The sequence below is a fragment of the Arthrobacter sp. SLBN-122 genome (assembly GCF_006715165.1).
GTDB lineage: Bacteria > Actinomycetota > Actinomycetes > Actinomycetales > Micrococcaceae > Arthrobacter.
In genome coordinates, this window is record NZ_VFMS01000001.1 from 3,688,988 (window position 1) to 3,703,744 (window position 14,757).

Sequence of the window (14,757 nt, forward strand, 5' to 3'; positions counted from 1 at the left end):
ATGGTCAGCACGCCCACCCGGCCCAAGGGTGGCAAGCCCCAGGGGGTCAAAACCCAAAGTGGCAAGCCCCGCCCCGGCTCCACGGCCACCCGGCGGCCTGCTCCGGCGGGCCTGAAGCTGCGGACCATCTACCGCCGGTTCTGGTCAGCGCTGGAGGGAACGGGCACGTCCCGGAACGGCTCCACGTACTACCTCATCCTCGGCGCCACGCTCGCCTTGACAGCCATCGGAATCATGATGGTCCTGTCCGCCTCCAGCGTTGAATCCATCGCTGCCGGCAAATCCCCCTACGGCGACGCCTTGAAGCAGGGTGTCTTCGCCGCAATCGGCATCTTCACCATGTTCGTGCTCTCGCGGATCAACGTGGTGTGGCTGAAGCGGCTCGCGTGGCCCGCGGTCGGCGCTGCGGTGCTGCTGCTGGGCCTGGTCCAGGTAGTCGGCGACGAAGTCAACGGCAACAAGAACTGGATCGACCTGGGCGGGATCACCTTCCAGCCTTCCGAAGCCGCCAAGCTCGCGCTTGCACTCTGGCTGGCCACGGTGCTCGCCCGGAAGGGCAAACTGCTCAGCCGGTGGCAGCATGTGCTGGTCCCCGCCGTGCCGATGGCAGCCATCGTCATCGTGCTGATCCTGGTGGGCAACGACCTCGGCACGGCCATGATCATCATGATGATCGTGGCAGCGGCGCTCTTCTTCGCAGGTGTTCCGCTCTACCTCTTCGGCATCGCCGGCATCATCGCCGCTGCCGGCACCGCTGTCATGGCCATCACCAGCTCCAACCGCATGTGCCGCATCACCTCATGGTGGACCGGCCAGTCCTGCGCGGACGGCATCGACGCCAACTACCAGGCCACCAACGGCATGTACGGCCTCGCCTCGGGCGGCTGGCTGGGCGTGGGCCTGGGGCAGAGCCGGCAAAAGTACAGCTGGATTCCCGAAGCCCACAACGACTTCATCTTCGCCATCATCGGCGAGGAACTCGGCCTGGTGGGCACCGTCGTCGTCCTGATCCTGTTCGCCATCCTGGGCGCTGCCATCTACCGCGTGGTGGTGGCCCAGGAAGACATGTTCCACCGGGTCCTGGCCGGCACCATCATGGTCTGGCTCCTGGGCCAGGCCACCGTGAACATGTCCGTGGTCACGGGTTTGATGCCCGTCATCGGCGTGCCGCTGCCGTTCATTTCCTACGGCGGTTCGGCGCTGCTGATGTCACTGTGCGCGGTGGGAGTGGTCCTCTCGCTGGCGCGGGAGCAGATGGCCCCGGCCATGCGCCCCAAACGGATGCTGAAGTTCAAGGCCCGGACCGGGCGGGACAAGGTCAAACCAAAGAATTCCAGAAAGCGTGCCTAACTCCAGATGACTCCGACACAACCCTCCATCGTCCTGGCCGGCGGCGGAACAGCGGGCCACATCAGCCCATTGCTCGCCATCGCTGCCGCCCTCAGGAGTGAAGCTCCCGGTGCATCCATCCTGGCGGTTGGAACGCCCTCGGGGATGGAAACCCGGCTGGTTCCCGCCGCCGGACTCCAATTGGACACGATCGACCGCGTGCCTCTTCCGCGCAAGCCTTCCGCGGACCTGCTCCGCCTCCCTGCCAGGCTGGCCGGGGCGGTCCGGCAGGCCGGTGCCATCCTGGACCGGGCGCAGGCCGATGTGCTGGTGGGAGTCGGCGGCTACGTTTGCACACCGATGTACCTGGCGGCACGGAAGCGCCGCATCCCCATGGTCATCCATGAAGCCAACGCCCGTCCCGGGTTGGCCAACCGGGTGGGGGCCTTCCTCAACGGCCGGGTTGCCGTGGCCTTCGAAGGCACCCCGCTGCGCAATGCCGTGCATGTGGGAATGCCCATGAGGAAGGAGATTTCCGGCCTGGACCGGAAGACCGCACGCAGCGCCGCGCGGGAGGCCCTTGGGCTCGATCCCCACCAGCCAACCCTGATCGTGACCGGCGGTTCCTCCGGCGCGCAGAGCATCAACCGGACCATCGCTGCCGCGGTTGGCCGCCTTGCCGATGCCGGAATCCAGACCCTCCACATCACCGGCCGCGGCAAGACAGTCCTGGACCAGGCCGGCCGGCCCCTCGCGGCGGCCGGCTACCGGCAGGTGGAGTACATCGACGGCATGGAGCTTGCTTATGCTGCTGCGGACCTGCTCCTGGCACGGTCGGGAGCGGCCACGGTGTGCGAGGTGGCAGCCGTCGGCGTCCCCGCGGTGCTGGTGCCACTGCCCATCGGTAACGGGGAACAGGCACTGAACGCAGCGGGCCTGGTGGCCGCAGGCGGAGCGCTGCTGGTGGCCGACCGGGACTTCACGGCGGAGTGGGTCGACCGCGAATTGATTCCCCTGATCACCGACAAGGCACGGCTTGCCGCCATGGAAGCCAAGTCCTACCGGCTCGGAGTCCGAAATGCCGACCAGCGCATGGCTGGTCTTGTCCTGGAAGCGGTAACTGCATGAGCCCCGAGAACACTCCCAGCCTGGAATCGCTTGGAAAGGTGCACTTCATCGGCATCGGGGGAGTAGGCATGTCCGCGGTGGCCCGCATCATGGTGGCCCGCGGAGTCCCGGTCAGCGGATCCGACGCCAAGGACCTGCCCGTCATGGCGGACCTTGCCGCGGCAGGTGCTCGCATTGCCGTCGGCTACTCCGCGGGCAACCTGGCGGACGCGCAGACTGTGGTTGCAGGCTCAGCCATCCGGGAGGACAACCCCGAACTGGCGGCGGCACGCGCGGCCGGGCTGCCCGTGCTGCACCGGTCCCAGGCCCTGGCCGCCACCATGGGCGGTGACACAGTGGTGACGGTCGCCGGAACGCATGGCAAGTCCACCACCACGTCGATGGTCACCGTGCTGCTCCGGGCGGCGGGCCTGGATCCGTCCTTTGCCGTCGGCGCCAACATTCCTGCGCTTGGCGTAAACGCCGCGCACGGGACGTCCGGCATCTTCGTTGCCGAGGCTGACGAATCAGACGGGTCCTTCCTGAACTACCGGCCCCGCATCGCCGTCGTCACCAATGTTGAGCCTGACCACCTCGATTACTACGGCACCGCTGAAGCCGTCTACGAGTCCTTCGACCGCTTCACTGCCCTGCTGCCGGCGGACGGCCTCCTGGTGGCCTGCGGTGACGACGCCGGCGCGCTGGCCCTGGCGGAACGGACCAGGGCGCGGGGCAACACGCGGGTGGTCCTGTACGGCACCAGTGACGCGGCAGACATCAGGCTTGACGACGACGGCAGGGGACAGGTTGCCATATCGGCAGACGGTGCCCGGTTCCCTTTGTCGCTGCAGGTGCCCGGACGGCACAACGCCCTTAACGCGGCGGCCGCCTTTGCCGTGGCCCTCGAGCTCGGTGTGGACGCGGCCGCCGCTGCCGACGGCCTGGCCCATTTTTCCGGCGCATCCCGCCGCTTTGAACTGAAAGGCGGAGCAAGGGGGGTGCGCGTGTTCGACGACTACGCCCACCACCCCACGGAAGTCCGGGCCGCCCTCACCGCTGCCCGGTCGGTGGCAGGCGGCCACAAGGTCCATGTCCTGTTCCAGCCGCATCTGTTTTCGCGTACCCGTGAGTTTGCCGCGCAGTTCGCCGATGCCCTCAACCTGGCCGATACCGCCCTGGTCCTGGACATCTACCCCGCCAGGGAGGACCCGATCCCCGGTGTCACGAGCCAGCTCATCGCCGACCACCTGAAGGAGGGCGGACGGCTCGTCTCCGCCGACGACGCAGTTGGCACCCTGGCCGGAGCCGCCACGGACGGGGACGTTGTCCTCACGGTGGGCGCCGGTGACGTCACAGCCTACGGTCCCAGGATTGTGGAGGCACTGAGTGCCTAGCTCCCGCCGCCCCACCTACTCCCCGGCCAAGGGGAAAAGCCGCCCCGACACCCAGTCCGGGAACAGCGCGAAGACAGCGGCAGACTCGTCCGGCATGCCCGGGGGCGGTGGAGGCGGTGACGTGATCACGGCATCCCGCAACGTCCCGGACCAGGTGTCCACGCAACAGCTGAATGAGCAGAAACCCGCCGGGGCAACGGTCCTTGCGTTCCCGGAGCCCAAAGGCAGGCGCCGCAGGAAAAAGGTCCTGCTCGCCGCGGGAACTGTGCTGCTTCTGGTTGCCGGGCTGCTGGCGGCCGCCGTCTACTCCCCACTCCTCGCCATGCAGAACATTTCGGTGTCAGGCACGCGGCTTGTCACGCCTGCCCAGGTTCAGGCTGCGCTGGAACCCCTGCGCGGCAAGCCACTGCCGCAGATCAGCGACGACGACGTCCGCGGGCTCCTGGGTTCCCTGATCCAGGTCAAGTCCGTTTCCGTGGAGGCCCGGCCGCCGTCCACCCTCGCCGTCGCGGTGCACGAGCGTGTGCCGGTGGCGCTGGTCAAGCAGGGGGAGCAGTACCAGTTGGTTGATGTCGACGGCATCCAGTTGGCAACCACCGACGATCCGGCGTCGGCCTCGCTGCCGGTCATCGACGGCGGTGCCGGCGCAATCGGCCAGGACCTGTTCCGCGCCACCGCCGCAGTCCTCGGGGCACTGCCGGCCGACGTGCTGGCGAAGCTGTCCAACGCGTCCGCGCAGTCCGTGGACGCCGTGGAGCTCAAGCTCGTGGACGGCCAGACCATCGTGTGGGGCAACGCCTCGGAGAAGGAACTCAAGGCCAAGGTCCTGGCAGCGCTCCTCAAGGCTCCGGCGGATCCCAAGAACCCGGTCAGGGTCTACGATGTCAGTGTTCCACGGCACCCCGTGACGCGCTGAGCGCTTTCTTTTCCGGTATTAATCCGACACGCGGACCCGGTTATTGAATGTCGGAACCAGAGGAAATACCGTCACAGACAAGAGTTACTTGACATAACTATAACCTTCAACTCGAAGGTTAAGGTTTCAGCCTTCAAGCTCTCCATCAGTTTTCGCAATAAGACACGAACAAGGGACACGTAACGTGGCAGCTCCGCAGAATTACTTGGCCGTCATCAAAGTCGTCGGCATCGGCGGCGGTGGCGTGAACGCAGTCAACCGCATGATCGAGGTCGGCCTCAGGGGTGTTGAGTTCATCGCCATCAACACCGACGCCCAGGCCCTGCTCATGAGCGACGCCGACGTGAAGCTCGACGTCGGACGGGAGCTGACCCGTGGCCTGGGCGCCGGCGCCAACCCGGAGGTGGGCAAGCAGGCTGCCGAGGACCATGCCGACGAGATCGAGGAAGTCCTGCGCGGCGCAGATATGGTCTTCGTCACCGCCGGTGAAGGCGGCGGCACCGGCACCGGCGGCGCCCCCGTCGTCGCCCGCATTGCCCGCTCGCTCGGCGCCCTGACCATCGGCGTGGTCACGCGCCCGTTCACGTTCGAGGGCCGCCGCCGTGCCGGTTCCGCAGAGGCCGGCATCGACGCCCTGCGTGACGAGGTGGACACCCTCATCGTCATCCCCAACGACCGTTTGCTGTCCATCAGCGACCGCAACGTATCCGTCCTCGACGCCTTCCGCTCCGCGGACCAGGTCCTGCTGTCCGGTGTCCAGGGCATCACCGACCTCATCACCACGCCCGGCCTGATCAACCTTGACTTCGCTGACGTCAAGTCCGTCATGCAGGGCGCCGGCTCTGCCCTCATGGGCATCGGTTCCGCCCGGGGTGAAGACCGCGCCGTCAAGGCGGCCGAACTGGCCATCGCCTCGCCGTTGCTGGAAGCATCCATCGACGGCGCCCACGGCGTGCTGCTGTCCATCCAGGGCGGCTCGGACCTGGGCCTGTTCGAGATCAACGAGGCCGCGCGGCTGGTCCAGGAAGTGGCCCACCCCGAGGCGAACATCATCTTCGGTGCCGTCATCGACGATGCCCTCGGTGACGAAGCACGTGTCACGGTCATCGCCGCCGGCTTCGACGACGTCAAGGCCACCTCGCCCTCCATGGACCAGTCCCAGCCGCAGGCCGCCCCGCAGCGGCCCGCTGCCCCCGCAGCCGCTCCCGCCTCTGCCCACCCGCAGAACGGAAGCCACCAGGGCAACGGCAACCACCAGCAGAACGTCCAGCCGATCCATGCAGGCGTCGGTGCCGCGGGCCTCAGCAACTGGGGACAGCAGCGCCCGTCGGCAGTCCCCGCCGACTCAGGCTTCGATGTCGACCTGCCCTCCGTCGTGGAGCCGGACCTGACCGGCACCCACCCGGATGACCTGGATGTCCCCGACTTCCTGAAGTAGGCAGCGGATTGTTCCATTGGCGCGCCGACATCCTGCCCGGGGTGTCGGCCGCGTTCACTGATGTGGCCGCGGGAAATCTTGCCCTGCACGTAGGGGACGATCCAGCCGGGGTCCAGCAGCGCCGGGCCCGGCTGGAGGAGTCGATCGGCCTGCGTCCCCAATCGCTGCGCTTCATGAACCAGGTCCACGGGAATACCGTGGCCGTGATGGGCCCCGAAGCCCCTTCACCCGAGGCTGACGCCATGGTGTCCCGCCGTCTTCCCCTGGCCGTCATGGTGGCGGACTGCATTCCGGTGCTGCTCGCGGGGGAGTCCCCAAGCGGGCCAGTGCTTGCCGCTGTGCACGCAGGCCGTCCCGGCATCGCCAACGGCGTCCTCCCGGCCGCCGTGGAGAACATGGTGTCCCTTGGCGCCTCCCGGATCCGCGCCTGGCTGGGCCCATCGATCTGCGGGTCCTGCTACGAAGTCCCTTCAGCACTGCAGGATGAGGTGGCCGCCCTGGTCCCTGCCACCCGGAGCACCACCTCCTGGGGAACACCGGCCCTGGACCTTCCCGCCGGTGCACGGAGCCAGCTCGAGGCTGCCGGCGTGGGCGTGGAATACGCCGGTGCCTGCACCCTCGAGACGGACACCCTCTACTCGTACCGCCGCGATCCGAATACCGGCCGTTTCGCCGGACTGATCTGGTGCCATGACTGAGCCGGCAAGTACAGGGCAGGGCCATGCGGATGATCCCCGCAGCACGGAACTTTCCGGGCGGCTTGCGGCCGTGCGGAAGCGGATCGCAGCGGCCGCCGGGGACGCCGGCCGCGCGGACCGGCTGCCGACCCTGATCGTGGTCACCAAGTTCCACCCGGCGGACGATATCCGGCGCCTGGCCGCCCTTGGTGTGACGGACGTCGGCGAGAACCGGGACCAGGAGGCTGCCGCCAAGGCCCTTGAGCTGGCTGACCTGACCCTGACCTGGCACTTCGTAGGCCAGCTGCAGACCAAGAAGGCCAAGTCCGTGGCGAGGTACGCGTCCGCAGTCCATTCCGTGGACCGGCCGCAGCTCGTGGACGCACTGGCCAAGGCCGTTGCCCATGAGATGGACGCCAGTGGGAGGGCAGCGCTGGACTGCTTCATCCAGGTCAGCCTTGAGGGCGACGGCGGCACGCACCGCGGCGGTGCAGACCCCGCCGACGTGCCGCTCCTGGCGGAGCGGATTGCCGCGGCGGAGGGCCTGAACCTGGCCGGCGTGATGGCAGTTGCGCCGCTGGGTGCGCCGCCGGAGCCGGCGTTCGAGCAGCTCGCCGGGATTTCCACCCGGCTGGTGGCGGCTTATCCCGCGGCGACAGGCATTTCGGCAGGCATGAGCCAGGACCTGGAGGCCGCCATCAAGTTCGGAGCGACACACCTGCGAATCGGTTCGGATATTCTCGGTTCCCGTCCCGCCGTGGGGTAGCGTCGGACCTATTGGAAGTGATGGGCGGGGGACTCCAGTGCTGTCAAATCATTGGGCGGCCCGCTTACGGGACACGATTAGGAGTCGACCATGGCCGGCGCTCTGCGCAAGACAATGATCTATCTTGGGCTCGCCGACGGCGATGAGCATTACGAGTCCGAGCAACAGACCACACGTAAGGATGAGGACGAACCGATGGAAGTTGACCGCGAGGAACGCCGTGCTCCGGCGCCGGTCCGCGAAGTCAGCCGCGAGGCGTCCTACGCCCCTGAAGAGGAATACCGCGCCCCTGTGACCCCCATTAAACGCGCGGCTTCGAGCCGCGAAGAGAACACCGGACTTCGCCAGATCACCACCATCCACCCGCGCTCCTACAACGATGCCAAGCTCATCGGGGAGAGTTTCCGGGATGGTATTCCGGTGATCATGAACGTTACGGACATGGGCGAAGCCGATGCCAAGCGGCTGGTGGACTTCTCGGCAGGCCTCGTGTTCGGCCTCCGTGGAAGCATCGAGCGGGTGACCAACAAGGTCTTCCTGCTCTCCCCGTCCTACGTCGAAGTAATCGGTGACGACAAGAAGGCCAGCGACACGCAGGCCAGCTTCTTCAACCAAAGCTGAGCACAAAAAGCCGCACCCGGATGCCAGGCAGGGACACCTGTCTGGCATCTGTGCTGAAATAGACAAGACACCAGCAGGACAACAGCGGCCTCCGCGATGGCAGCGCCGCACGAATATGGAGATATGAAATAAGTCATGGGAATTGTTTTCGGACTTCTCTATCTCGCCCTGCTGCTGTTCTTCGTCGCCCTGATCATCCGCCTGGTGTTCGACTGGGTACAAATGTTTGCCAGGGAATGGCGGCCGCGGGGCGCGGCCCTGGTCGTGGCGCACGCCGTGTACTCCATCACCGATCCGCCCCTCAAAGGCCTGCGGCGCATGATTCCGCCGCTCCGGCTCGGCGGCATCTCCCTGGACCTGGGTTTCCTGATCCTGTTCATCGGTGTCAGCATCGCGATGAACGTCACCAGGGGATTTGCCTGATCCACGCACCGGACCGGCAATGCAGTGTGTTCCCCCGCGGAACGGCTAGTGTAAAGCGAAGAAACCTCGCGTTTGACACCGCAGTGTTGAATTAGAGTAAGCAGACCAAATTTAGGTACCGTAGTTTTGACGGCCGGAAGGCCTACTGACTAACCAGACCAGTGAGGTGACCAGATGGCTTTGACGCCAGAAGACGTTGTCAACAAGCGCTTTCAGCCCACCAAGTTCCGCGAGGGCTATGACCAGGACGAGGTTGACGACTTCCTGGACGAAATCGTCGTTGAACTCCGCCGCCTGAACCAGGAAAACGACGAGCTCCGCAAGAAGCTCGCCGAAGCAGGTTCGAGCGTTCCGGCAAGCTCAGCTGCCGCCCCCGTGGTGGAGAAGGTCCCCGCGCCGGTCAAGGCCGACAAGGACGAAGCCCGCGAGAAGGCAGAGGCCGAGGCGAAGGCTGCCGAAGCCAACAAGAAGAAGGACGTCCAGCCGGCTGCCCCGGCTGCCGCGGCACCGGCTGCGCCCGCAGCTGTCGCCACTCCTTCCGCTGAATCCGCCGCCGGCCTGCTGGCCATGGCCCAGCAGATGCACGACCGCCACGTCGCCGACGGCCAGGCGCAGAAGGACAAGATCATCGCCGAAGCGCAGATCGAAGCCAGCAGCCTCGTCAACGACGCCCAGGAGAAGTCCCGCAAGATCCTCGGCGCCCTGGAGCAGCAGCGCTCGGTCCTGGAACGCAAGGTGGAGCAGCTCCGCGGCTTCGAACGCGACTACCGTTCACGCCTGAAGGCCTACATCGAAGGCCAGCTCCGCGACCTGGATGCCCGCGGCTCCGTGGCTACCCCGGAAGTCAGCGAAGCCAACTAAGTCTGGCAGCACGTATTCTGAAAGCCGGTGGCTGAGGATTCCTCGGCCACCGGCTTTTTGGCATTGACACCCAGCTCCACGAATTGAAAGCACCATGACTGACGAACTCGCTGCGGATGCGGCACGCCCTGTCCCACCCTCACACCGCCCGCGCCGGGCGGTGCTGCTCTCCCTGTTCGCCGGGTTCGCGGTTTTCGCCTACGTCCTGGACCAGCTGACTAAACTCTGGGTCACTTCCAGCATGGTGGAGGGGGAGCGGATCCCCGTCCTGCCACCCCTCCTGCACTGGTACTTCATCCGTAATTCCGGTGCTGCGTTCTCCATCGGTGAGAACGTCACATGGGTGTTTTCCATCATCATGGCCGCCGTGGCCATCGCAATCCTTTTCCAGGTACGCAGGCTGGGTTCGGCCTGGTGGTCCCTCGCCCTGGGCCTGCTGCTGGGCGGCGCCCTTGGCAACCTCACCGACCGGCTCTTCCGTGAGCCGTCCTTCGGCATGGGCCACGTGGTGGACTTCATCCAGCTGCCCAATTTCGCCATCTTCAACATCGCCGACTCCGCGGTGGTGTCCGCCGTCGCCATCATCTGCATCCTGACCATCCGGGGAATCGCCCTGGACGGAACGCGGCTGGGGAACGCACCGCAGGAAAAGCCCGCCCATGACTGAGCGCATTGTCGTGGCCGAAGAGTACGGCGGGACGCGGGCGGACGCCGGGCTGGCCGGCCTTTTGGGGGTGTCCCGCTCCGTGGCCGCATCCCTGCTGGCGGAAGGCCACATCCTGAACCGGGGCAAGGCATTGGGCAAGTCGGCAAAACTCGTGGCCGGGGACGTCCTGGACGTCACCGTCCCGGAACGGCGGGACCCGCTGAAAGTGGTGGAGGAGATTGTGGAAGGCCTGAACATCCTGCTCGATGACGACGATTTCGTCGTCGTTGACAAACCTGTGGGCGTGGCAGCCCACCCGTCGCCGGGCTGGGTGGGGCCCACGGTGGTGGGCGGCCTGGCCGCCGCTGGATACCGCATCTCGACGTCAGGTGCGCCGGAGCGGGCAGGCATTGTCCACCGGCTGGACGTCGGCACTTCCGGCGTGATGGTCGTCGCCAAGTCAGAGCGGGCCTACACAGCCCTTAAACGGGCTTTCAAGGAGCGCACGGTGGACAAGGTCTACCACGCTGTGGTGCAGGGCCTTCCCGATCCCCTGACCGGGACCATCGATGCCCCCATCGGACGTCACCCGGGGCACGACTGGCGTTTTGCCGTCATCGAGGACGGCCGGCCTTCGGTGACCCATTACGAAGTCCTGGAGGCTTTTGGCAAGGCCAGCCTGGTGGAGGTCCACCTGGAGACCGGCCGCACACACCAGATCCGGGTCCACTTCTCGGCGCTCCGGCACCCCTGCGTCGGCGACCTGACCTACGGCGCCGACCCCCGCCTTGCCGCCACCCTGGGACTTACCCGGCAGTGGCTGCACGCCCGCGAACTGGCATTCGACCACCCGGTGACGGGGGAGCGTGTCACGGTCTCCAGTGACTACCCCCAGGACCTGGCCTACGCCCTGGATGTACTGGAATCGGGACAGGCCTGACACGGGCCGGCTGGCAGGGCTGCAAAGCGTCAGAGCTTAGAATGGTCCGGTGAGTTCCAGCAATGATTCGTTTGTCCACCTGCACACCCACACCGAATATTCCATGCTGGATGGGGCGGCCCGCCTGGGGGAGCTGTTCGACGAAACCGAGCGCCTCGGCATGCCGGCCCTCGCCACAACGGACCACGGCTACCTCTTCGGCGCCTTCGATTTTTGGCGGAAAGCCACTGACAAGGGCATCAAGCCGATCATCGGCGTCGAGGCGTATGTAACTCCCGGCACCGCACGGACGGACAAGGAACGCGTCCGCTGGGGCGATGAATCCCAGCGCAAGGACGATGTCTCCGGTGGTGGTTCCTACACCCACATGACGCTCCTGAGCTACAACAACGTGGGCATGCGGAATCTCTTCCGGGCCTCGTCCATCGCCTCCCTCGATTCGGTCTTCGGCAAGTGGCCCCGGCTGGACCGCGAGCTCCTCAACACCTACTCCGAAGGGCTCATCGCCACCACCGGCTGCCCCTCCGGGGAGGTCCAGACCCGGCTGCGGCTCGGCCAGTACCGCGAAGCCCTGGAAGCGGCGGCCGAATTCCGGGACATCTTCGGCGCGGAAAACTACTTCTGCGAACTGATGGACCATGGGCTGGACATTGAACGGCGGGTCACCGGCGACCTGCTGCGGCTTGCCAAGGACCTGAACCTGCCGCTGGTTGCCACCAACGACCTCCACTACACCCACGAGCACGACGCCAAGGCGCACGAGGCCCTGCTGGCCATCCAGTCCGGCTCCACGCTGCTGGAACCCACCTACGACAACGGCGGATCGCGGTTCGCGTTCTCCGGCAGCGGCTACTACCTCAAATCGCCGCAGGAAATGCGCGAACTCTTCCGGGACCACCCGGAGGCGTGCGACAACACCCTGCTCATCGCCGAGCGCTGTGAGGTGTCCTTCAACACTGACGCGAACTTCATGCCCCGGTTCCCCTGCCCGCCCGGGGAGGACGAGACCTCCTGGCTGGTCAAGGAAGTGGACAAGGGCCTGAAGTACCGTTACCCGGGCGGCATTCCGGACGAGGTCCGCAAGCAGGCTGACTACGAGCTTGGCGTGATCACCTCCATGGGCTTCCCCGGCTACTTCCTGGTGGTTGCCGACTTCATCAACTGGGCCAAGAACAACGGCATCCGCGTGGGCCCCGGGCGTGGCTCGGGTGCAGGCTCCATGGTGGCGTACGCCATGCGCATCACCGACCTCGACCCCCTCCGCCACGGGCTGATCTTCGAACGGTTCCTCAACCCGGACCGCGTTTCCATGCCCGACTTCGACGTCGACTTCGATGACCGGCGCCGTTCCGAGGTCATCGACTACGTCACGCGCAAGTACGGTGACGAGCGCGTGGCCATGATCGTCACCTACGGCACCATCAAGACCAAGCAGGCCCTCAAGGACTCCTCCCGCGTCCTTGGCTACCCGTTCAGCATGGGCGAGACGCTGACCAAGGCCCTGCCGCCGGCCGTGATGGCCAAGGACATTCCCCTGGCTGACATCCAGAATCCGGAGTCCAAGCGCTACAGCGAGGCCGGCGACTTCCGGCAGCTGATTGCCACCGACCCGGAGGCCGCCAAGGTCTTCGAGACGGCCCTGGGCATCGAAGGCCTGAAGCGCCAGTGGGGCGTGCACGCCGCCGGCGTGATCATGTCCTCGGACCCCATCATCGACGTCATCCCCATCATGCGCCGGTTCCAGGACGGCCAGGTGATCACCCAGTTCGATTACCCCACGTCCGAGGGCCTTGGCCTGATCAAGATGGACTTCCTGGGCCTGCGAAACCTGACGATCATTTCCGATGCCCTTGAGAACATCAAGATGAACCGCGGCATCGACCTGGACCTGGAAAACCTTGAGCTCGACGACGCCCCGTCCTATGAACTCCTGGCCCGCGGTGACACCCTGGGTGTCTTCCAGCTCGACGGCGGTCCCATGCGGTCGCTGCTCAAGCTCATGAAGCCTGACAACTTCGAAGACATCTCCGCCGTGCTGGCGCTGTACCGTCCCGGCCCCATGGGCGCCAACGCCCACACGGACTACGCGCTGCGCAAGAACGGGATCCAGGAAGTGATCCCGATCCATCCGGAACTGGAGGAACCCCTCAAGGAGATCCTCGGTGGAACCTATGGCCTGATTGTGTACCAGGAGCAGGTCATGGCCGTGGCGCAGAAGCTGGCCGGCTACTCGCTGGGCCAGGCAGATATCCTCCGCCGCGCCATGGGCAAGAAGAAGAAGTCCGAGCTGGACAAGCAGTTCGCGGGCTTCTCCCAGGGCATGCAGGACAACGGCTACTCCATGGAAGCCGTCAAAACCCTGTGGGACATCCTGCTGCCGTTCTCCGACTACGCCTTCAACAAGGCCCACTCGGCCGCGTACGGCGTCATCTCCTACTGGACCGCCTACCTCAAGGCGCACTACGCGCCGGAGTACATGGCGGCGCTGCTGACCTCGGTGGGTGATGACAAGGACAAGTCCGCCATCTACCTCAACGAGTGCCGGCGCATGGGCATCACGGTGCTTCCGCCGGACGTCAATGAGTCCGCCTTGAACTTCACCCCGGTGGGGAACGACATCCGCTTCGGCATGGGTGCCATCCGCAACGTGGGCGTCAACGCCGTCGAGGCAATGGTGGCTGCCCGCGAAAGCGAGGGCGCCTTCACCTCGTTCAAGGACTACCTGATGAAGGTTCCGGCCGTGGTTTGCAACAAGCGGACCATCGAGTCCCTCATCAAGTCCGGCGCGTTCGACTCTCTGGGCCACCACCGCCGCGCCCTGGCGATGATCCATGAAGAGGCCATCGACTCCGTCATCACCCTCAAACGCAATGAAGCCATTGGCCAGTTCGACCTCTTCGCCGGCTTCGAGGACGCCGGCGCGGAATCGTCCTCACTGAGCATCGAGATCCCGGACCTGCCCGAATGGGAGAAGAAGGACAAGCTTTCCTTCGAGCGGGACATGCTGGGCCTCTACGTGTCGGACCACCCGCTGCAGGGCCTGGAGGGCCTCCTCGCCCAGCATGCCGAGATGAGCATCACCACCATCCTGGGCGAGGACGGGCCGCAGGACGGGGCCATCATCACCATCGCCGGGATGATCACGTCGCTGAGCCGGCGCATTGCCAAAGCAAGCGGCAACGCGTACGCCCGGGCGGAGGTAGAGGACCTGGGCGGTTCGATCGAGGTCATGTTCTTCGGTCAGGTTTACGGGCCGATCGCATCGGTCCTTGCCGAGGACCTGATCGTGGTGGTCAAGGGCCGCCTGCAGAAGCGCGACGACGGCGCCATCACCCTGAACTGCATGGAGCTGTCCGTCCCGGACCTGAGCGAAGGGCTGAACGGACCCCTGGTGATCACCATGCCCACCCACAAGGCCACCGAGGCCGTGGTCACCGAGCTGGGCGACGTACTGCGCACCCACCGGGGCAACTCCGAGGTACGGCTGCACCTGCAGGGCGATACCCGCACGGAGATCATGGGCCTGCCGGTCCACCTCCGGGTGAACCCCAGCCCGTCGCTGTTCGGCGACCTCAAGGTCCTGCTGGGCCCTGCCTGCCTGGACGCCTAGGACGGCCTGACGTCAATCAAAGGGGCGGA

At 66.0% G+C, this 14,757-nt stretch carries 13 protein-coding genes; all 13 read left to right on the top strand.

From position 1 onward, the window contains the following. The 13 genes from ftsW to dnaE all read left to right on the top strand — a co-directional run bounded on the left by ftsW (position 1) and on the right by dnaE (position 14,728). Positions 1-1,350, top strand: coding sequence for a putative lipid II flippase FtsW (gene ftsW, locus FBY36_RS16965; RefSeq protein WP_142121285.1), 1,350 nt, complete (start codon positions 1-3; stop codon positions 1,348-1,350). A gap of 6 nt (positions 1,351-1,356) precedes the next feature. Next, positions 1,357-2,457, top strand: coding sequence for an undecaprenyldiphospho-muramoylpentapeptide beta-N-acetylglucosaminyltransferase (gene murG / locus FBY36_RS16970; protein ID WP_142121287.1), 1,101 nt, complete (start codon positions 1,357-1,359; stop codon positions 2,455-2,457). Next, complete coding sequence (gene murC / locus FBY36_RS16975) at positions 2,454-3,830, top strand: UDP-N-acetylmuramate--L-alanine ligase (RefSeq protein ID WP_142121289.1); 1,377 nt, start codon at positions 2,454-2,456, stop codon at positions 3,828-3,830. Before murG ends, murC begins: the two co-directional genes overlap by 4 nt. Then, on the top strand, positions 3,823-4,746 hold the full coding sequence (locus FBY36_RS16980) for an FtsQ-type POTRA domain-containing protein (RefSeq protein WP_200830524.1): 924 nt from the start codon (positions 3,823-3,825) through the stop codon (positions 4,744-4,746). Before murC ends, FBY36_RS16980 begins: the two co-directional genes overlap by 8 nt. Positions 4,747-4,930: 184 nt before the next feature. After that, positions 4,931-6,184, top strand: a complete 1,254-nt coding sequence (gene ftsZ / locus FBY36_RS16985; RefSeq protein WP_142121291.1) for a cell division protein FtsZ — start codon at positions 4,931-4,933, stop codon at positions 6,182-6,184. A gap of 8 nt (positions 6,185-6,192) precedes the next feature. Next, complete coding sequence (locus FBY36_RS16990) at positions 6,193-6,882, top strand: polyphenol oxidase family protein (protein WP_142121293.1); 690 nt, start codon at positions 6,193-6,195, stop codon at positions 6,880-6,882. Then, a complete protein-coding gene (locus FBY36_RS16995; protein WP_142121295.1) occupies positions 6,875-7,627 on the top strand; it encodes a YggS family pyridoxal phosphate-dependent enzyme in 753 nt (250 codons plus the stop codon). Before FBY36_RS16990 ends, FBY36_RS16995 begins: the two co-directional genes overlap by 8 nt. Before the next feature lie 90 nt (positions 7,628-7,717). After that, positions 7,718-8,248 (top strand): cell division protein SepF, encoded by a 531-nt coding sequence (locus tag FBY36_RS17000; protein ID WP_142121297.1) that lies wholly within the window; start codon positions 7,718-7,720, stop codon positions 8,246-8,248. A gap of 135 nt (positions 8,249-8,383) precedes the next feature. After that, positions 8,384-8,671 carry a YggT family protein gene (locus FBY36_RS17005; protein WP_142121298.1) on the top strand — a complete coding sequence of 96 codons (288 nt, stop codon included), beginning with the start codon at positions 8,384-8,386 and terminating at the stop codon, positions 8,669-8,671. Positions 8,672-8,845: 174 nt separating this feature from the next. Then, on the top strand, positions 8,846-9,532 hold the full coding sequence (locus tag FBY36_RS17010; RefSeq protein ID WP_056331667.1) for a DivIVA domain-containing protein: 687 nt from the start codon (positions 8,846-8,848) through the stop codon (positions 9,530-9,532). A 94-nt stretch (positions 9,533-9,626) separates the two neighbouring features. After that, positions 9,627-10,199, top strand: coding sequence for a signal peptidase II (gene lspA / locus FBY36_RS17015; protein ID WP_142121300.1), 573 nt, complete (start codon positions 9,627-9,629; stop codon positions 10,197-10,199). Continuing rightward, entirely contained in the window at positions 10,192-11,118 is a 927-nt protein-coding gene (locus FBY36_RS17020; protein ID WP_142121302.1) for an RluA family pseudouridine synthase, read from the top strand. Before lspA ends, FBY36_RS17020 begins: the two co-directional genes overlap by 8 nt. Before the next feature lie 49 nt (positions 11,119-11,167). Then, positions 11,168-14,728, top strand: coding sequence for a DNA polymerase III subunit alpha (gene dnaE, locus FBY36_RS17025; protein WP_142121304.1), 3,561 nt, complete (start codon positions 11,168-11,170; stop codon positions 14,726-14,728). Positions 14,729-14,757: the final 29 nt, after the last annotated feature.